This is a genomic window from Pseudomonas sp. MDT2-39-1 (assembly GCF_054898085.1).
This window is the reverse complement of sequence record NZ_CM142716.1, coordinates 5191161-5210402: the sequence shown is the minus strand read 5'-3', so window position 1 is coordinate 5210402 and position 19242 is coordinate 5191161. Positions and strand designations below refer to the sequence as shown.

Annotated in this window: 18 protein-coding genes; 15 read left to right on the top strand and 3 right to left on the bottom strand. The window is 59.5% G+C overall.

Going from position 1 to position 19242, the window contains the following annotated elements:
• Positions 1 to 117 precede the first annotated feature (117 nt).
• From ACYZTM_RS24420 to ACYZTM_RS24400, 5 genes are all read left to right on the top strand, one after another.
• Positions 118 to 621 (top strand): ureidoglycolate lyase, encoded by a 504-nt coding sequence (locus tag ACYZTM_RS24420; protein ID WP_461985073.1) that lies wholly within the window; start codon positions 118 to 120, stop codon positions 619 to 621.
• A gap of 50 nt (positions 622 to 671) precedes the next feature.
• Positions 672 to 1964: a urate hydroxylase PuuD gene (locus tag ACYZTM_RS24415; protein WP_131062430.1), complete on the top strand. Its 1293-nt coding sequence runs from the start codon at positions 672 to 674 to the stop codon at positions 1962 to 1964.
• 164 nt (positions 1965 to 2128) lie between these two features.
• Positions 2129 to 3487 (top strand): nucleobase:cation symporter-2 family protein, encoded by a 1359-nt coding sequence (locus ACYZTM_RS24410; RefSeq protein ID WP_131062429.1) that lies wholly within the window; start codon positions 2129 to 2131, stop codon positions 3485 to 3487.
• A 157-nt stretch (positions 3488 to 3644) separates the two neighbouring features.
• Positions 3645 to 4430 (top strand): DUF5020 family protein, encoded by a 786-nt coding sequence (locus ACYZTM_RS24405; protein WP_131062428.1) that lies wholly within the window; start codon positions 3645 to 3647, stop codon positions 4428 to 4430.
• A gap of 374 nt (positions 4431 to 4804) precedes the next feature.
• Positions 4805 to 5590, top strand: coding sequence for an outer membrane protein OmpK (locus tag ACYZTM_RS24400; RefSeq protein ID WP_131062427.1), 786 nt, complete (start codon positions 4805 to 4807; stop codon positions 5588 to 5590).
• A gap of 118 nt (positions 5591 to 5708) precedes the next feature.
• On the opposite strand, the gene ACYZTM_RS24395 is transcribed toward ACYZTM_RS24400, so the two are convergent.
• Both ACYZTM_RS24395 and ACYZTM_RS24390 read right to left on the bottom strand, forming a co-directional pair.
• Complete coding sequence (locus tag ACYZTM_RS24395) at positions 5709 to 6881, bottom strand: patatin-like phospholipase family protein (RefSeq protein ID WP_461985070.1); 1173 nt, start codon at positions 6879 to 6881, stop codon at positions 5709 to 5711.
• Positions 6882 to 6917: 36 nt separating this feature from the next.
• A complete protein-coding gene (locus ACYZTM_RS24390; protein ID WP_131062425.1) occupies positions 6918 to 7850 on the bottom strand; it encodes a lipid A biosynthesis lauroyl acyltransferase in 933 nt (310 codons plus the stop codon).
• A 118-nt stretch (positions 7851 to 7968) separates the two neighbouring features.
• Here ACYZTM_RS24390 and minC point away from each other — a divergent pair, with 118 nt between their 5' ends.
• From minC to ACYZTM_RS24350, 8 genes are all read left to right on the top strand, one after another.
• Positions 7969 to 8706, top strand: a complete 738-nt coding sequence (gene minC, locus ACYZTM_RS24385; protein ID WP_461985068.1) for a septum site-determining protein MinC — start codon at positions 7969 to 7971, stop codon at positions 8704 to 8706.
• A 191-nt stretch (positions 8707 to 8897) separates the two neighbouring features.
• On the top strand, positions 8898 to 9710 hold the full coding sequence (minD, locus tag ACYZTM_RS24380; protein WP_131062423.1) for a septum site-determining protein MinD: 813 nt from the start codon (positions 8898 to 8900) through the stop codon (positions 9708 to 9710).
• Positions 9710 to 9964, top strand: coding sequence for a cell division topological specificity factor MinE (gene minE / locus ACYZTM_RS24375; protein WP_007898843.1), 255 nt, complete (start codon positions 9710 to 9712; stop codon positions 9962 to 9964). Before minD ends, minE begins: the two co-directional genes overlap by 1 nt.
• Before the next feature lie 179 nt (positions 9965 to 10143).
• Positions 10144 to 10779, top strand: a complete 636-nt coding sequence (locus ACYZTM_RS24370; RefSeq protein WP_010456705.1) for an RluA family pseudouridine synthase — start codon at positions 10144 to 10146, stop codon at positions 10777 to 10779.
• Positions 10780 to 10829: 50 nt separating this feature from the next.
• Positions 10830 to 11936, top strand: coding sequence for a hypothetical protein (locus tag ACYZTM_RS24365; RefSeq protein WP_461985065.1), 1107 nt, complete (start codon positions 10830 to 10832; stop codon positions 11934 to 11936).
• 76 nt (positions 11937 to 12012) lie between these two features.
• Positions 12013 to 13302: a M18 family aminopeptidase gene (locus ACYZTM_RS24360; protein WP_131062421.1), complete on the top strand. Its 1290-nt coding sequence runs from the start codon at positions 12013 to 12015 to the stop codon at positions 13300 to 13302.
• 272 nt (positions 13303 to 13574) lie between these two features.
• On the top strand, positions 13575 to 13751 hold the full coding sequence (locus ACYZTM_RS24355; protein WP_165557498.1) for a hypothetical protein: 177 nt from the start codon (positions 13575 to 13577) through the stop codon (positions 13749 to 13751).
• A 77-nt stretch (positions 13752 to 13828) separates the two neighbouring features.
• Positions 13829 to 15994: a mechanosensitive ion channel family protein gene (locus ACYZTM_RS24350; protein ID WP_461985063.1), complete on the top strand. Its 2166-nt coding sequence runs from the start codon at positions 13829 to 13831 to the stop codon at positions 15992 to 15994.
• A gap of 135 nt (positions 15995 to 16129) precedes the next feature.
• Here ACYZTM_RS24350 and ACYZTM_RS24345 read toward each other — a convergent pair whose 3' ends face one another.
• On the bottom strand, positions 16130 to 16843 hold the full coding sequence (locus ACYZTM_RS24345; protein WP_008030372.1) for a UTRA domain-containing protein: 714 nt from the start codon (positions 16841 to 16843) through the stop codon (positions 16130 to 16132).
• A 349-nt stretch (positions 16844 to 17192) separates the two neighbouring features.
• Here ACYZTM_RS24345 and ACYZTM_RS24340 point away from each other — a divergent pair, with 349 nt between their 5' ends.
• Together ACYZTM_RS24340 and ACYZTM_RS24335 are read left to right on the top strand one after the other, a co-directional pair.
• Positions 17193 to 18257, top strand: a complete 1065-nt coding sequence (locus tag ACYZTM_RS24340) for an ABC transporter substrate-binding protein (protein WP_131063439.1) — start codon at positions 17193 to 17195, stop codon at positions 18255 to 18257.
• 176 nt (positions 18258 to 18433) lie between these two features.
• On the top strand, positions 18434 to 19240 hold the full coding sequence (locus tag ACYZTM_RS24335) for an alkaline phosphatase family protein (protein WP_461985061.1): 807 nt from the start codon (positions 18434 to 18436) through the stop codon (positions 19238 to 19240).
• Positions 19241 to 19242: the final 2 nt, after the last annotated feature.

Sequence of the window (19242 nt, the reverse complement as noted above, 5' to 3'; positions counted from 1 at the left end):
CCGAACCCTTCGCGGGCAAGCCTCGCTCCTACAAGGATTACGCTAACCCTGTAGGAGCGAGGCTTGCCCGCGAAGGCGTCAGAACAAACAACATAGAATTCGGAAAAGAAGACCAGCATGCGCACATTGACGATTGAACCGCTGACCAAAGAAGCCTTCGCCCCTTTCGGTGACGTGATCGAAACCGACGGTAGCGATCACTTCATGATCAACAACGGTTCGACCATGCGCTTTCACAAACTGGCGACGGTTGAAACCGCCACGCCAGAGGACAACGCGATCATCAGCATATTCCGCGCCGACGCGCAGGACATGCCGCTGACCGTTTGTATGCTGGAGCGTCACCCGCTGGGCAGCCAGGCTTTCATCCCGCTGCTCGGCAACTCCTTTCTGATCGTGGTCGCGCCACTTGGCGATGAACCTGTATCAGGCTTGGTCCGCGCCTTCGTCACCAACGGCAGGCAGGGCATTAATTACCATCGCGGCGTTTGGCACCATCCGGTGCTGACGATCGAAAAGCGGGATGACTTCCTGGTGGTTGATCGCAGTGGCACAGGCAACAACTGCGATGAGCATTTTTTCAAAGAGGATGAGCGTTTGATCCTTGCCCCCCACCAATAAGAGAAGGTCTGATCACTCGACGACAGAGTGACAGGCGAGAGGTAAAGACTGTGGAAGCACATCTGTTGGAATGGCTGAACCTGAGCGTGCGCTGGGTTCACATGATTACTGGCGTGGCCTGGATCGGCGCGTCGTTCTATTTCGTCTGGCTGGAAAACAACCTCAATCGGGTCAACCCGAAAAGTGGCTTGGCGGGCGATTTGTGGGCGATCCACGGCGGCGGTATCTATCACCTGGAAAAATACAAACTGGCCCCACCGACCATGCCGGACAACCTGCACTGGTTCAAATGGGAAGCCTATTTCACCTGGCTGTCGGGGATTGCGCTGCTGTGCGTGGTGTTCTACTCCAACCCGACGCTGTACCTGCTGGCACCGGGCAGCAGCCTGACCGGCCCTGAAGGGGTCGCACTGGGCATTGCCTCGTTGTTCGTCGGCTGGTTCGTCTACTCCTTCCTTTGCGACTCGGCCCTGGGCAAACGCCCTGCCCTGCTAGGCGGAATCCTGTTCGTGCTGATCATTGGCGCCGCTTACGGCTTCAGCAAAGTGTTCAGCGGGCGGGGTGCGTACCTGCACGTCGGCGCGATCATCGGCACCATCATGGTCGGCAACGTGTTCCGCATCATCATGCCGGCCCAGCGTGCGCTGGTGGCGGCGATTGCCGAGAACCGCACGCCGGATCCGGCGCTGCCGGCCAAAGGCTTGCTGCGTTCGCGTCACAACAACTACTTCACCTTGCCGGTGCTGTTCATCATGATCAGCAACCACTTCCCGAGCACTTACGGCAGCCAATACAACTGGCTGATCCTGGCCGGGATCGCGGTATTGGCGGTGTTGGTGCGTCATTACTTCAACACCCGTCATGACAGCCACAAGTTCGCCTGGACCATGCCCGTCGCAGCAGTGGGCATGATCTGCCTGGCGTACGTAACTGGCCCGGCGCAGATGTCCAGTGCACCTGAAGTAGCCAAGGCACCTGGCACCATCGAGTACCAGCCGCTGCCGGAAACCGCCCTCGGTGGAGGTGCCAAACCTGCCGCCGCGAAGCCTGCTGAAGCGCCGGTTCAGGCTGCGAACGCCGGGCCGAGTTACGACAAGGTGCACAGCGTGATTCAGGAACGTTGCTCGGTTTGCCATTCCGCCAAACCGACCAGCCCGCTGTTCAGCGCTGCACCGGGCGGTGTGATGTTCGACACCCCCGAGCAGATCCGCCAGAACGCGGCGCGGATCCAGGCGCAAGCCGTCACCAGCCAGATCATGCCACTGGGCAACATCACCCAGATGACCCAGCAGGAACGTGACCTGATCGGCGCGTGGATTGTTCAGGGAGCTCCCACCAACTAACCGCTAAAAGCTTCGCGGGCAAGCCTCGCTCCTACAGATTCGAGTCGTTCACAAATGATGCAATCGACCCTAAACCTGTAGGAGCGAGGCTTGCCCGCGAATGGCCGCGACGCGGTCCCCCTGATGCACAAAATCACAAGAATAAAAAAGATCCGAGGTGTTGCATGTCCGAGCTATCCGAAGCGCGCATCCCCGACGCACCCGCAATTCAGCGTTTGCCCCTTTTGCAACTGATCCTGGTGGGATTGCAACACGTTCTGCTGATGTACGGCGGAGCCATCGCGGTGCCGCTGATCATCGGGCAGGCCGCCGGCCTGAGTCGTGAAGAAATCGCCTTCCTGATCAACGCCGACCTGCTGGTGGCCGGGATCGCCACCATCGTGCAATCGCTCGGTATCGGTCCGATGGGCATCCGTATGCCGGTGATGATGGGCGCCAGTTTCGCCGCCGTCGGCAGCATGGTCGCCATGGCGGGCATGCCGGGCATCGGTCTGCAAGGGATCTTCGGCGCAACCATCGCTGCCGGTTTCTTCGGCATGATCATCGCCCCGTTCATGTCCAAAGTCGTACGCTTCTTCCCGCCTCTGGTGACCGGCACAGTCATCACCTCAATCGGTTTGTCGCTGTTCCCCGTGGCCGTGAATTGGGCCGGCGGCGGTGCGGGTGCCACGCAATTCGGCTCACCGATTTACCTGGCCATCGCCGCGCTGGTGCTGGCAACCATCCTGTTGGTCCATCGCTTCATGCGCGGTTTCTGGGTCAACATTTCCGTGCTGATCGGCATGTGCCTCGGCTACGTGATCTGCGGGCTGATCGGCATGGTCGACCTCAGCGGCATGGCTCAGGCGCCCTGGGTGCAGATCGTCACCCCGCTGCATTTCGGCATGCCCAAATTTGAACTCGCACCGATCCTTTCCATGTGCCTGGTGGTCGTGATTATCTTTGTCGAGTCCACCGGAATGTTCCTCGCGCTCGGCAAAATCACCGGCCAGGAAGTCTGCCCGCGCATGCTGCGCCGCGGTTTGCTGTGTGATGCCGGCGCCTCGTTCTTCGCCGGTTTCTTCAACACCTTCACCCACTCTTCGTTCGCGCAGAACATCGGCCTGGTGCAGATGACCGGCGTGCGTTGTCGCTCGGTGACCATCGTCGCTGGCGGTTTGCTGGTGATGCTGAGCCTGTTGCCGAAAGCGGCATTCCTGGTGGCATCGATTCCGCCAGCGGTACTGGGCGGCGCGGCGATTGCGATGTTCGGCATGGTGGCCGCGACCGGGATCAAGATTCTTCAAGAAGCCGACATCGGTGACCGTCGCAATCAGCTGCTGGTGGCGGTGAGCATCGGCATGGGGCTGATTCCGGTGGTACGTCCGGAGTTCTTCGCGCACTTGCCGTTGTGGATGAGTCCGATCACCCACAGCGGCATTGCGATGGCGACGTTGAGTGCGCTGTCGCTGAATTTGCTGTTCAACATTCTTGGCGGCCGCGAACGCGCGGCGATCAACGACTGCCACGCTCACCCGCACTAATCAAACCTCTGTGGCGAGGGGATTTATCCCCGTTGGGGCGCGAAGCGGCCCCAGCATTCTCTCAAGCAAACCGCATTCGCCTGTTTTACGACTGCTGCGCAGCCGAACGGGGATAAATCCCCTCGCCACGAACAATAAAAACAAGAGGGAGCAACAGATGATCCGGACACAGACAAACATGCTGTTGGGCGGTGGCCTGTTGGCCGCGAGCCAAGCCATGGCCGGCGATTTATTGCTGTGGCAGACCAACAGCCTGAGCTATTTGTACGGCAAGGATTTCGCGGTCAATCCGTCGATCCAGCAGACAATAACCTTTGAGCATGCCGACCGCTGGAAGTACGGCGACAATTTTCTGTTCGTCGACAGCACTTACTACAACGGCGAGAAGGACCGGAACAAAGGCGTTCACGCCTATTACGGCGAGTTCAGTTCGCGTCTCTCCTTCGGCAAAATTCTCGACCGCCGTTTCGAATTCGGCCCGATCAAGGACGTGTTGCTGGCCATGACCTACGAGAATGGCGAAGACGACACCGAGGCCTATCTGATTGGCCCCGGTTTCGACCTCAAGGTTGCGGGCTTCAACTTTTTCACCTTGAACTTCTACTATCGCCAGACCGAAGGCTCGCGCCCCGGCGATGATGTCTGGCAGATCACGCCGGCTTGGTCCTATACCCTGCCATTGGGCAACTCGAGCCTGTTGATCGACGGCTACATCGACTGGGTCGTGGATAACGACCAGAACTCACACGGCACCTACCACGCCAACCTGCATATCAACCCGCAGATAAAGTACGACCTGGGCAAGGCCCTGGGCTGGCGGGAGAAACAGGTGTACGTCGGCGTCGAGTACAGCTACTGGAAAGACAAGTACGGCATTGAAAACAACGGCAACTTCGACACCAATGAAAACACCACCAGCCTGCTGGTAAAGGTGCACTTTTAAGATGGCCCGCAACCGTGCTCTACACCTGTCGTCGGTGCGCTGTTGGGGGGCACTTGAGACCTGGCCAAGGAGTCAGTATTCTCCGCGGCCGCCTGAATCCGCTTTAAAAAAAAGCCCGGATTTAATTCCTGACCAGAAAGCCAACTTATCCCGGCTCTGCACGGTACCAAGGCACTCCAAAACCCCTCTCAATCGACTGTTCTTGAGCAGCCGAGCGGGAGTTTTTGGCTTTTCGAAAGCCTTGGCTCAGCTCTTGCTAACAGCACTAAAGCTGACCGGATGGATGATTTTTTACAGCTACAGAAAAAGGCGCCACACCAGAGCGTCGACCTTAGAAAAATAACGTGGAACACCTACTTTTTGGGAGCAACCGAATGAAACGTACGTGCACTAGCCTGATGCTGGCGGGATCGTTACTGGCCGGGGGCCAGGCAATGGCCGGCGACTTGCTGCAATGGCAGAACAACAGCCTGACCTACTTGTATGGCAAGGACTTCCAGGTCAACCCGCGCATTCAGCAGACAGTGACCTTCGAACACGCCGATGGCTGGAAATACGGCGACAACTTCTTCTTCATCGACAAGATCTTCTACAACGGCAAGGAAGACGCCTTCGCCGGTGAGAACACCTACTACGGCGAATTCAGTCCGCGCCTGTCGTTCGGCAAGATCTTCGACCAGAAACTCGAATTCGGCCCGATCAAAGACGTGCTGCTGGCCATGACGTATGAGTTCGGTGAAGACGATACCGAGTCCTACCTGATCGGTCCTGGTTTCGACCTGGCAATTCCAGGTTTCGACTACTTCCAGCTGAACTTCTACAACCGTCACACCGAAGGCGACCGTCCGGGTGATGATATCTGGCAGATCACCCCGGTATGGTCCTACACCATTCCCGTTGGCGATTCGAACATCCTGATCGACGGTTTCATGGACTGGGTGGTCGACAACGACGTCAACAAAAAAGGCGAATATCACGCCAACCTGCACTTCAATCCGCAGGTCAAATACGACCTGGGCAAGGCGCTGAATTTGGGCGAAAAGCAGTTGTACGTCGGCGTCGAGTATGACTACTGGAAAAACAAGTACGGCATCGAAGACAGCCAGGGTTTCAAGACTGATCAGAGCGTGACCAGCTTCCTGGTCAAGGTTCACTTCTGATCCGGCGGCGTCTGTAAGGGCGCCTTCGCGGGCAAGCCTCGCTCCTAAAGTTGATCTTTGTTGTGCTGAAGATCCCCTGTAGGAGCGAGGCTTGCCCGCGAAGGCCGCACCGCCGATCTCAAGCTGGGACGACAGGCTCCTCCAACCCAAGAAACCGACACAACTCCTCGCGCTTGGCCAACGCATCACGCCGCCCCAGATCAATCAATTCACTGCAATACCCCGCCTCGAACAGCAGGTAACTCAACACCCCCGCACCACTTGTCTTGGTCGCCCCCGGCCCGCGCAGAAACAGGCGCAACGCCGCCGGCAATTCCTGCCGATGCCGCGCCGCAATCTCATCGATCGGCTGACTCGGCGAAATCACCAACACTTCCACCGGTGCCACACCCAACGCGCGCGCCGGCGTGCCATCGGGCAGCAAGTGACTGAACTGATTCAGACGCTGCAACAACTCGATGTCACTTTCCAGGCTGTCAATGAACGTGCTGTTGAGCATGTGCCCGCCGATCTGCGCCAGGGTTGGCTGCTGACCGGTGTAGGCCCGTTGCAGCGGCTGCTCCGGGTCGACCCCGCGCGGGTTGCCGCTGACGCCCACCACCAGCACTCGGCTCGCGCCCAGGTGCAGGGCCGGGCTGATCGGTGCTGATTGGCGCACCGCGCCGTCGCCGAAATACTCCTCGCCGATTTTCACCGGCGCGAACAACAGCGGAATCGCTGAACTGGCCAGCAAGTGATCGACGGTCAATTGCGTCGGGACGCCGATCCGCCGATGGCGCAACCAGGCATCGATGGTGCCGCCGCCCTGGTAGAACGTGACAGCCTGCCCGGACTCGTAACCGAACGCCGTGACCGCCACCGCCTGCAATTGCTTCTGGGCGATGGCTTCGGCGATGCCGGTCATGTGCAATTTGTCGTTGAGCAATCCGCGAAGGGGCGAACTGTTGAGCAAGGCCACCGGAACCTGCGCACCGATGCCCAGCAAACTGTGGCTGACAAAGCGGCTGGCCTGGCTGATCACGCCAGGCCAATCGCTGCGTAACACCAGATGACTGCGAAAGCCCTGCCAGAACGCGGTCAGGCGCTCGATCGCGCCACGAAAGTCCATCGCCCCACTGGCGAGGCTGACCGCGTTGATCGCCCCGGCCGAGGTGCCGACAATCACCGGAAACGGATTCGCCGCGCCCACCGGCAGCAACTCGGCAATCGCCGCCAGCACGCCCACCTGATACGCCGCCCGAGCCCCGCCGCCGGAAAGAATCAACCCTGTAACCGGTTCAGCAGGACTCATCGCAACACTCCATGGTGCTTTAAAGGGATCAGGGGCTCAGCCGCGTTTCTTGTACAACTTCGGCTCGCCCGGTGGACGGCTTTTGAAGCGTCGATGTGCCCAGAGGTATTGCTCCGGACACTCGCGCAGGGCGCCTTCGACCCACTGATTGATCCGCAGGCAATCTGCTTCTTCGGTTTCGCCGGGGAAACCTTCAAGCGGCGGGTGGATCATCAACCGATAGCCGCTGCCGTCAGCCAGGCGCTCCTGGGTGAACGGCACCACCAGCGCCTTGCCCAGCCGGGCAAACTTGCTGGTGGCCGTGACCGTTGCAGCCTGAATCCCGAACAGCGGCACAAAAATACTTTGCTTGGCGCCATAGTCCTGATCCGGTGCGTACCAGATCGCGCGGCCTGCCCGCAGCAGTTTGAGCATGCCACGCACGTCGTCGCGTTCCACGGCCAGCGAATCGAGGTTGTGCCGCTCGCGACCCCGACGCTGGATGTAATCGAACAGCGGGTTTTTGTGTTCGCGGTACATGCCGTCGATGGTGTGCTGCTGCCCCAACAGCGCCGCGCCGATTTCCAGCGTGGTGAAATGCACCGCCATCAGGATCACGCCCTTGCCTTCGCGCTGGGCCTTTTTCAAATGCTCCAGACCTTCGACATGGGCCAGCTTCGCCAGACGCTGACGCGACCACCACCAGCTCATGGCCATTTCAAAGAAAGCGATACCGGTAGAGGCGAAGTTTTCCTTGAGCAGGCGCTTGCGCTCGGCAGCGGTTTTTTCAGGGAAACACAGTTCCAGATTGCGCTTGGCAATGCGCCGTCGGTCGCCGGCCAGCCGATACATCAGTGAACCGAGCAGGCGACCGATATACAGCAACACCGGATACGGCAACTGAACAATCAGCCACAACAGCCCCAAGCCACACCACAGCGGCCAGAAACGCGGCATAAGAAATGTTTTTCGAAAACGCGGGCGATCCATTAAAGGTTCCGGAAAGACAATGGCCGCGCATTCTACATCGTTCGACCCGGCTTGCGGCTTGCGGGCGTTCTCGTTATAAGTCTCGGCACTTTTAGTGACAAGCCGTTGTATGCCGACCATGAGCCAAACCGAATCGCAAGACCAGGATCCCGTGTTCCAGTTGAAGGGCAGCATGCTCGCCATTACGGTGCTGGAACTGGCCCGCAACGACCTCGAGAACCTTGATCGGCAACTGGCCGCCAAGGTCGCCCAGGCGCCTAATTTCTTCAGCAACGCGCCGCTGGTGCTGGCCCTGGACAAACTCCCGGCCAGTGAAGGCGCCGTCGATCTGCCGGGCCTGATGCGTGTGTGCCGCCAGCATGGCCTGCGCACCCTGGCGATCCGTGCCAGCCGCATCGAAGACATCGCGGCCGCCATCGCGGTCGATTTGCCGGTGCTGCCGCCGTCCGGCGCCCGCGAGCGTCCTCTGGACCCGCTCGAAGGCGTCGTCAAGAAAAAGCCGGAAAAACCGCCCGAGCCGACCATCAAACCGACAAAAATCATCACGTCGCCAGTACGGGGTGGCCAGCAGATTTATGCCCAGGGCTGCGATCTGGTGGTGATCTCATCGGTCAGCCCGGGTGCGGAACTTCTCGCCGATGGGAACATCCATGTATACGGCCCGATGCGCGGTCGCGTGTTGGCCGGGGTCAAAGGCGACACGAAAGCCAGGATTTTCTGTCAGCAAATGAGCGCTGAACTGGTTTCCATCGCCGGTCACTACAAGGTTTCCGAGGATTTGCGTCGCGACCCTTTGTGGGGTGCAGGCGTGCAAGTCAGCCTGTCAGGCGACGTGTTGAACATCATTCGGCTTTAACGGATACTGCCGCATTTTCCAAGCATCTCTAAAACGTAGCGAAAACGGCTCAAACGAAGTAGGAAAAAGGCCAAACGCAGTGTTTACCGCTGTTCTGGACCGGATTCCAGCCAAGGCTGTCCGACTGCAGTAGTTTTTCAAGAGATGTTTTTCAGGGGCTAAATGTCCTTTTTCCTTAGGGGTGAAACACCTTGGCCAAGATTCTAGTGGTTACATCCGGCAAGGGTGGTGTGGGTAAGACCACCACCAGCGCCGCTATCGGTACCGGCCTCGCACTGCGTGGCCACAAAACAGTTATCGTCGACTTCGACGTCGGTTTGCGTAACCTCGACCTGATCATGGGTTGCGAGCGTCGCGTGGTGTATGACTTCGTCAACGTGGTCAACGGCGAAGCCAACCTGCAACAAGCCCTGATCAAAGACAAACGCCTGGAAAACCTCTACGTCCTGGCCGCCAGTCAGACCCGCGATAAAGACGCGCTGACCGTGGAAGGCGTTGAAAAAGTCCTGATGGCTTTGAAAGAAGACTTCGAATACGTGGTCTGCGACTCCCCGGCCGGCATCGAGAAAGGCGCCCACCTGGCCATGTACTTCGCTGATGAAGCGATTATCGTGACCAACCCGGAAGTGTCCTCGGTACGTGACTCGGACCGCATGCTGGGCTTGCTGGCCAGCAAATCGCGCCGCGCTGAAAAAGGCGAAGAAGCGATCAAGGAACACCTGCTGCTGACCCGCTACAACCCGCAACGTGTCAGTGATGGCGAGATGCTGGGCGTCGAAGACGTCAAGGAAATCCTGGCTGTCGCCCTGTTGGGTGTCATTCCGGAATCCCAAGCGGTACTCAAGGCTTCCAACTCGGGCGTGCCCGTGATTCTCGATGACCAGAGCGACGCCGGTCAGGCGTACAGCGATGCGGTCGATCGTCTGTTGGGCAAAACCGTGGAACATCGTTTTCTCGATGTGACGAAGAAAGGCTTCTTCGAGCGCCTGTTTGGAGGTAGATAATGAATCTTTTTGACTTCTTTCGTGCCAGCAAAAAGGTCAGCACCGCGTCGGTAGCGAAAGAGCGTCTACAGATCATCGTGGCGCATGAACGCGGCCAGCGCAGTACGCCGGACTACTTGCCAGCCTTGCAGAAGGAACTGGTGGAAGTGATCCGCAAGTACGTCAATATCGGGTCCGACGATGTGCACGTCGCGCTGGAAAACCAGGGCAGTTGCTCGATTCTGGAACTCAATATCACCCTGCCGGATCGCTAGTCGATCCAGCGGGAGCCACGGCGGCTCAGGCTCTTACGCTTCTGTAGGAGCGAAGCTTGCTCGCGAAGCAGGCAACCCGGTTTATCTCATAGACCGGAGTAATGCGTTCGCGAGCAAGCTTCGCTCCTACGGGCGCAGGGGCCTGAGCCGCCGTTGGCGTTTGTTACGAGGCTGTTTTAATGCCGTTGTCCAACATCCGCATCATCCATCAGGACGCCGCCGTACTGGTGGTGGATAAACCGACCCTGCTGCTCTCTGTCCCTGGCCGGGCCGATGACAACAAGGATTGCCTGATCACCCGCCTGCAGGAAAACGGCTACCCGGAAGCGCGAATCGTCCATCGCCTGGATTGGGAAACGTCCGGCATCATTCTGTTGGCCCGTGACCCGGACACTCATCGCGAGTTGTCTCGGCAATTTCACGACCGCGAAACCGAAAAAGCCTACACCGCCCTGTGCTGGGGACAACCGGAACTGGACAGCGGCAGCATCGACCTGCCCTTGCGCTACGATCCGCCGACCAAGCCACGTCATGTGGTGGACCACGAGTTCGGCAAACACGCCCTGACCTTCTGGCGAGTGCTGGAACGTTGTGGCAACTGGTGCCGCGTCGAACTGACGCCGATCACCGGCCGCTCCCACCAGTTGCGCGTGCACATGCTTTCCATCGGCCACCCACTATTGGGTGATGGGCTCTACGCCCATGAGCAAGCCCTGGCCGCCTGGCCACGACTGTGCCTGCACGCCAGCATGCTCAGCTTCACCCACCCGCAAACCGGTGAACGCTTGCGCTTCGAATGCCCCGCACCGTTTTAAGCACTGCCTTACACGCAGTCGCCTGCTTTAGCAAAAGGATACCCATCCCGATGAGTAGTACCGAATTCCTGGCAACACCCGTCAAGAAAACCCGACACCAATTGCTTTACCTGATCTATGGCAACCAGGACGTTTACCGGCGCGAAGCCAAATTCAGTATTTTGACCGCGCTGTCCCATGCGAAGAATGGCAAGCTCCCGAGCATCAGAATCCTCACGGATCGTCCTCAGGACTACGCCGGCTGGCCGGTCGAGACGGTCACGCTGACCCAGGAAACCCTGACCCTGTGGCAAGGCGAAAATGGCTATCACCATCGCCGCAAAGCCTGCGCGATTGCCGCCGGTCTCACGCTCGCTGAAAAAACCCTGTTCGTCGATACCGACACGCTGTTTACCAGCGACCCGAACCTGATCTTCAAACAGATTCAGCCGCAGCACTACTTGATGGACCGCTTCGAGTACGACTGGCAGGACGTGTGTGAACGTTCCGAGTATGTGAAGCTCGGCGGTTGCCTGCACGCTCACGGCGTCACTGCGCAGAATGGTTTCAAGCTGTACAACAGCGGACTGTGTGGCGTGACCGACCGCGACACCGCGCTGTTCGAAGAGTCGATCAAATTCATCGACGAATGGACCCGGGACGGCTTCGATATCCACACCATCGAGCAGATCGCCCTGTCGTTCGCGATGCGCGACAAACCGGTTTATGAAGCCAAAAAATTCATCTATCACTACTTCGCGGAAAAACGCTTTTTCCATGCGATGCAGGCGTATTTCTTCTCTCAGCATGGTGAGCAGTTCAGCCAAGAGTTAGTCGAACTGTGCCGGGACGTGCCCCGCGTCAAACCCTTACCTTCGGCCTGGCAGCGGCTGAAAATCAAATGGAAGCTGCGCAACCAGAGTGGCGCCCTGCGAAAGGTCGGCCGCGATCTGCTTTACGGCAGCGCAGCGCCTGATCACCCGTACTACAAGGCCTGCCGACACGAATGGTGGGAATGTGCCTCGCGGGAGATTCTTCGTTGGGACCAGTCTCGTCAGAAAAAGCTGCTGGAGACTCATCAGAACGCCTGGCCCCGGCAACTGCCCAAGCCTGAAAAGCCTGAAGATGAGCAGATCATCATGAAGTACCTGAAAAAGCGGGTAGCGGCTGCCAGCTGACGTGACCGGTTCACGTCATGCCCAAAGGCTCCAGCCAATACGTTAAACTTCCGCCCATTGCTGTCTGGAGCTTCTTATGCGCGAAGAGTTGAACCAAGGCCTGATCGACTTCCTCAAGGCCTCCCCTACCCCGTTCCATGCCACTGCCAGCCTTGTTCAGCGTCTGGAAGCGGCGGGTTTTGTGCGCCTCGACGAGCGCGAGCCCTGGACCACCGAAGCCAACGGTCGTTACTACGTCACCCGTAACGACTCGTCCATTGTCGCGGTCAAGATGGGGCGCCATTCGCCGCTGCATGGCGGTATTCGCCTGGTCGGCGCCCATACCGACAGCCCGTGCCTGCGGGTCAAACCCCAGCCGGAACTGCAACGCCAGGGTTTCTGGCAACTGGGCGTCGAAGTCTACGGCGGTGCGCTGCTGGCGCCGTGGTTCGACCGCGACTTGTCCCTGGCCGGCCGCGTGACATTCCGCCGCGACGGCAAGGTCGAGAGCCAGTTGATCGATTTCAAGGCGCCGATCGCCACCATCCCGAACCTGGCGATCCACCTCAATCGTGAAGCCAATATGGGCTGGGCCATCAACGCGCAGACCGAACTGCCGCCGATCCTGGCGCAATTTGCCGGTGACGAGCGCGTGGACTTCCGCGCCGTGCTCACCAATCAGCTTGCGCTCGAGCATGGTTTGAATGCCGACGTGGTGCTCGATTACGAGCTGAGCTTCTACGACACCCAAAGCGCTGCCGTTATCGGCCTGCATGGCGACTTCATCGCTGGCGCGCGCCTGGACAACTTGCTGTCCTGCTATGCCGGCCTGCAAGCCTTGCTGACCGCTGAAACCGACGAAACCTGCGTGTTGGTCTGCAACGACCACGAAGAAGTCGGTTCCTGCTCGGCCTGCGGCGCCGATGGCCCGATGCTTGAGCAAACCTTGCGTCGCCTGCTGCCTGAAGGTGACGAGTTCGTGCGCACCATTCAGAAGTCCTTGCTGGTCTCCGCCGACAACGCCCACGGCGTGCACCCCAACTATGCGGAAAAGCACGACGCCAACCACGGCCCGAAACTCAATGCCGGCCCGGTGATCAAGGTCAACAGCAACCAGCGCTACGCCACCAACAGCGAAACCGCCGGGTTCTTCCGCCATCTGTGCATGGCCGAAGAAGTGCCGGTGCAAAGCTTCGTGGTGCGCAGCGACATGGGCTGCGGCTCGACCATCGGTCCGATCACCGCCAGCCACCTGGGCGTGCGCACCGTGGACATCGGCCTGCCGACGTTCGCCATGCACTCGATCCGCGAGCTGTGCGGCAGTCATGACTTGGCACACCTGGTCAAAGTGCTGAGCGCGTTCTACGCCTGCCAGGAATTGCCGTAGTCCCTGACCCAACGACCAACCTGTGGCGAGGGGATTTATCCCCGTTCGACCGCGCAGCGGTCGCAAAGCCAGCGAATGCGGTCTGTCTGAAAGATCGCGGTGCTGGTTTTGGGGCCGCTGCGCAGCCCAACGGGGATAAATCCCCTCGCCACAAAAAGCTTTCTCGCCACACATCCTGCGTTTTATGTGTGGTTCATCTCTGACCCACATCACCACCGGTCGCCCAAAAGCCGCCTAGACTTAATCTATCCCCTTCGACAAGGCAGTCGCCCATGATCTCGATGTCTGCATTCCACGCCATGCTGATCCCCATTCTTGCCGGGATGATCCTGCTGGCAATCGGCTTCAATTTTCGCGACAAAAACGCCGGCGTGTTCGCCATGTGGATCGGCATGTTGACGATCCTCGCCACCGTGGTGTTCAAGATCCTCGCCAAACTCAACGAATAAATCCTCCCCCTGGCTCGCATTGATTTTGACGGGCTCGTACACTCGGCCGATCTGTTCATCCCAAGGTTGACCGCCTAGTGTTCGCTCGTCTTTTCGCCCTGCCGTGTTTTTTCCTTGTCTGCCTGATGGCGCTGCTGCCGATGGCGCCAGCCCAGGCGGTCGGTTTGCCGGGCTTGCTCAACAGCTCGGCAAAACAGCCCGAGGCGCAAGAACCGCTGGGGCAGTCGCTGGACGAAGTCATCAAGTCGCTGGAGAACGATCAGCAGCGCAGCAAACTGCTGGCGGACCTGAAGAAGCTGCGCGACGTCACCAAAAAGGCCCAGCCGGCCACCGAACAAGGTGTACTCGGCTTGATCGGCGGTACGCTGGCCAACTTCGAAAAACAATTCTCCGGAGCCGGCAGTCCGCTTACGCGCTGGTCGGAGGAGTTTGAACTGGCCCAGGACGAACTCGTGGCGCTGATGCTGCCGGCCAACGAGTGGCTGCCGATCATCTTTGCCTTCGCCATGATTCTGATGGTCTGGAGCCTGTTGGCCGCTGCGCTGATCTGGGTCGGTCACCGGGTGCGCATGCGTTTCGGCCTGACCGAAGAACTGCCGCAACACCCCAAGGCCCTCGACATGCTGCGCTTCGCCCTGCGCAAACTCGGGCCGTGGCTGATTGCTTTGGTCATTACGGTCTACATGAGCTACGCCCTGCCCTCGTCACTGGGCAAAAGCCTGGCCATGGTGCTGGCCTATGCGTTGATGGTCGGCACCTGTTTCTCGGCGATCTGCGTGATCGCGTTTTCCCTGCTCGACGGCCCGCATCGCCACCGCGCCTTGTACATCCTGCGGCATCAAGCCTTTCGGCCGTTGTGGCTGATCGGTAGTTTCGCCGCGTTCGGTGAAGCGCTGAGCGATCCGCGTCTGGTCGCCAGCCTTGGCAGTCATCTGGCTCACACCGCCGCCACCGTCGCCAACGTGCTGGCCGCGCTGTCCACCGGGTTGTTCATCCTGCGCTTCCGTCGGCCGATCGCTCACCTGATCCGCAACCAGCCGTTGTCCCGACGCCTGACGCGCCGCGCGCTCAGCGACACCCTCTCGATTCTCGGCACCTTCTGGTACGTGCCGGCCTTGGTGTTGGTGGCCATCTCGCTGTTCGCCACGTTTGTCTCAGCCGGCGACACCAGCACCGCACTGCGCCAGGCGCTGATTTGCACCGTGTTGCTGGTGTTGTGCATGGTCATCAACGGCCTGGTTCACCGTCATTCGCTGAAACCGCAACGCGGTGTTAAGCGTCATGCGCTGTATTCGGAGCGCCTGAAAAGCTTCTTCTATACCCTCGCTCACCTCGTGGTGTGGCTGATCTTCATCGAGCTGGGCCTGCGCGTCTGGGGTATGTCGCTGATCGCGTTCACCGAAGGCGAAGGCCACGAAGTCAGCGTCAAACTGTTCAGCCTCGCCGGCACGCTGATTTTTGCCTGGCTGATCTGGATCCTCAGCGACACGGCGGTGCACCACGCCCTCACCCGCTCGCGCAAAGGCCTGGCCAACGCCCGTGCGCAGACCATGATGCCGCTGATCCGTAACGTGCTATTCGTAGCGATTTTCATCATTGCGCTGATCGTCGCGCTGGCGAACATGGGCATGAACGTCACGCCACTGCTGGCCGGTGCCGGTGTGATCGGCCTGGCCATCGGTTTCGGTGCGCAGTCGCTGGTCGCGGACTTGATCACCGGCCTGTTCATCATCATCGAAGACTCCCTGGCCATCGACGACTACGTGGACGTCGGCGGCCATCTGGGCACGGTTGAAGGCCTGACCATCCGCACCGTTCGCCTGCGGGACATCGACGGTATCGTGCATACCATTCCGTTCAGCGAAATCAAAAGCATCAAGAACTACTCCCGGGAATTTGGCTACGCGATCTTTCGGGTGGCGGTGCCCGCCAGCATGGACATCGACGAGGCGATCAAACTGATGCGCGAAGTCGGCCAGAAGATGCGCACCGACCCGCTGCAACGGCGCAACATCTGGTCGCCGCTGGAGATCCAGGGCGTCGAAAGCTTCGAGTCTGGCAATGCGATTCTGCGTGCCCGGTTCAAGACCGCGCCGATCAAGCAATGGGAAGTTTCACGGGCATTCAATTTGTCGCTGAAGCGGCATCTGGATGAGGCCGGGATGGACCTGGCGACGCCGCGGATGAGTGTGCAGGTGATTACGGCCGACGGTGGGCCACAGAAGGAAGTGTCCGCCACTTGATTGATAGGGTGGCTGTCAGGGCCCCTTCGCGAGCAAGCCCGCTCCCACATTGGTTTTGTGAACGACACAGATCCAATGTGGGAGCGGGCTTGCTCGCGAAGGGGTCGACGCGGTCGCCCAGATAAACCGAGCGGGTTAAACCACATCAACGCCCACATGAATCGCATCATGCCGCCAAAACTCAAGATCACAATCGATCAGCCGCTCATGCTGGTCGTAATTGACCCGGGCAATCCGCAACCCCGGGCTCCCCACCGACACCCGTAACGCCGCTGCTGCGTCCACCGACAAGGCCGTCGGCACGATCTCGAAACGCACCCGACCGTAGTGCAAGTCGTAATGCCGCGCATAGAGCTCGGTGATCGACTGATTCAGATCGAACTCCAGAATCCCCGGGAAATACTGCGGATTCAGGTAGTGCTCCACGTACAACACCAGCCGTTCATCAATGCGCCGCGCCCGGCAAATCTGGATCACGCTGGACAACGCCGGCAACTGCAACCATGCGCACACCGCTGCCGACGCCGGCTGCAACCGCGCCGAAATCACCTCGGTAGACGGCACCCGCCCCTGAGCACTGACCATCGCGTGAAAGTGACTGCGCTGCATCAGGTTGTAAGCCAGGCGCGGTGGCGAGACGAACCAGCCACGGCGCTCCTCGCGATAAATCTGCCCTTGAGCCTCCAGTTGCAACAATGCTTCACGCACGGTGATCCGCGTGGTACCGAACAACTCACTGAGCTTGCGCTCGGCCGGCAGTTTGCTCCCGGGCGCTAACAGGCCATGGTCGAGCTGTTCTTGCAGAACCTGCCCGATGGCTGTCACCGCTTTGGTGGTCTCGATGCGCATCAACGTTACCTATCTGGACTAGACCAGCACTGTTTCGGGGCAGAACCGTGATTCAAACCGGCTCCTTCAACTTCCTGCAAGCCTAGGCACTGCGTGTGACTGGCAGATGACAAAGCCGCTGAACGGTTGCGCCAGACGCCTGCAAATTCACGGCCAAGTCCTTTCGTATCAGCCCTTTAGCCATGGTCTACGCTTACTCGCAAGCCTGAGCGTTACCGTGTAAGAAATGTAGGCCGACCGATCGTCGACATCAAAATGTCATCAGCGGCGCCTAAATTGGCTCAGGTATTGCTGACCTAGACCAACACAACCGCAATCGCAGCGTTGAAAACGCCCAAAGGAGCTTCGGATGAAAAAGCTTTTCCTGGCATCACTGTTAGGCTCGACCATTGCCATGTGCACCGCCGCCATGGCCGCTGATGATTTGAAAACCCTGGAAGCCGCTGCGAAAGCGGAAGGCGCGGTCAATAGCGTCGGCATGCCCGATGACTGGGCCAACTGGAAAGGCACCTGGGAAGACCTGGCCAAGACGTACGGCCTGAAACACATCGACACCGACATGAGTTCGGCGCAGGAAATCGCCAAGTTCGCCGCCGAGAAAGACAACGCCAGCGCCGACATCGGCGACGTCGGCGCAGCCTTCGGCCCGATCGCGGTCAAGCAAGGCGTGGTGCAACCCTACAAGCCAAGCACCTGGGAGCAAATCCCGGACTGGGCGAAAGACAAGGACGGCAACTGGGCGCTGGCGTACACCGGCACCATCGCGTTCATCGTCAACAAAAAGCTGCTGCACGGTTCCGAAGCCCCGACCAAATGGGCTGATCTGAAAACCGGTAAATACAAAGTCTCGATCGGTGACGTGAGCACCGCCGCCCAGGCCGCCAACGGTGTACTGGCCGCGGCACTGGCCAACGGTGGCGACGAGAAAAACCTGCAGCCAGCGCTGTTGCTGTTCGCCGATATCGCCAAGCAGGGCCGCCTGTCCATGGCCAACCCGACCATCGCCACGATGGAAAAGGGTGAAATCGAAGTCGGCGTGGTCTGGGACTTCAACGGCCTGAGCTACAAGGCCAAGATGGCAAACCCGGATGACTACGTGGTGCTGATCCCCTCCGATGGCTCGGTGATTTCCGGCTACACCACCATCATCAATAAATACGCGAAGAACCCGAACGCCGCCAAGCTGACCCGCGAATACATCTTCAGCGACGCCGGTCAGATCAACCTGGCGAAAGGCAACGCCCGTCCGATCCGCGCCGAGCACATCACGCTGCCGGCTGACGTCCAGGCCAAGCTGCTGCCGAACGAGCAGTACAAAAAGGTCACGCCGATCAAAGACGCGGATGCGTGGGAAAAGACTTCCAAGGCTTTGCCGCAGAAGTGGAACGAAGAAGTCCTCGTCGAAATGAAATAACCCTGTAGCCCGCCATTTGGCGGGCTGATGGAGATCCCTGTAGGAGCGAGCCTGCTCGCGAAAGCGGACTTACATTCAACACATTTGTTGACTGACATGCCGCCTTCGCGAGCAGGCTCGCTCCTACAGTGGACCGAGTGAATTCCGGCTATCTGTTTTACGGAGTCATCGCCCCTATGAAGCACAACGTCATCCTTGTCGTGCTCGACGGCCTCAACTTTGAGGTCGCGTGCCACGCCATGGGGCACCTGCAGGCTTACGTTGGCGCAGGACGCGCGGCGCTCTACAAACTGGAGTGCGAACTGCCGGCCCTGTCCCGACCGCTTTACGAATGCATCCTCACCGGCGTTCCGCCCATCGAGAGCGGCATCGTCCACAACAACGTCTCGCGCCTGTCCAACCAGCGCAGCATTTATCACTACGCCACCGATGCCGGTCTGACGACTGCCGCCGCGGCTTATCACTGGGTCAGCGAGTTGTATAACCGCTCGCCGTTCGTAGCCGCACGGGATCGTCACACCGACAACCCCGACCTGCCAATACAGCACGGTCACTTCTACTGGAACGATCACTACCCGGACTCGCACCTGTTCGCCGACGCCGAAAACCTGCGCCTGCGCCACACGCCAAACTTCTTGTTGATCCACCCCATGAACATCGACGACGCCGGGCACAAGCACGGCCTCGACACCCCGCAATACCGCAACAGCGCCCGCTCGGCAGACATTATCCTGGCCGACTATCTGCAAACCTGGCTCGACGCCGGTTATCAGGTGCTGGTGACCGCCGACCACGGCATGAACAACGACCGCTCCCACAACGGCCTGCTGCCGGAAGAACGCGAAGTGCCGCTGTTTGTCCTCGGTGATGCTTTCAGCCTCAACCCCGGCGCGGCGCCAAAACAGACGGAAATCTGCGGCACCGTTTGCGAACTGCTGGGCGTGACCCACGACAAACCTGTCTGCCTGGAGCTGCTCAAGTGAAC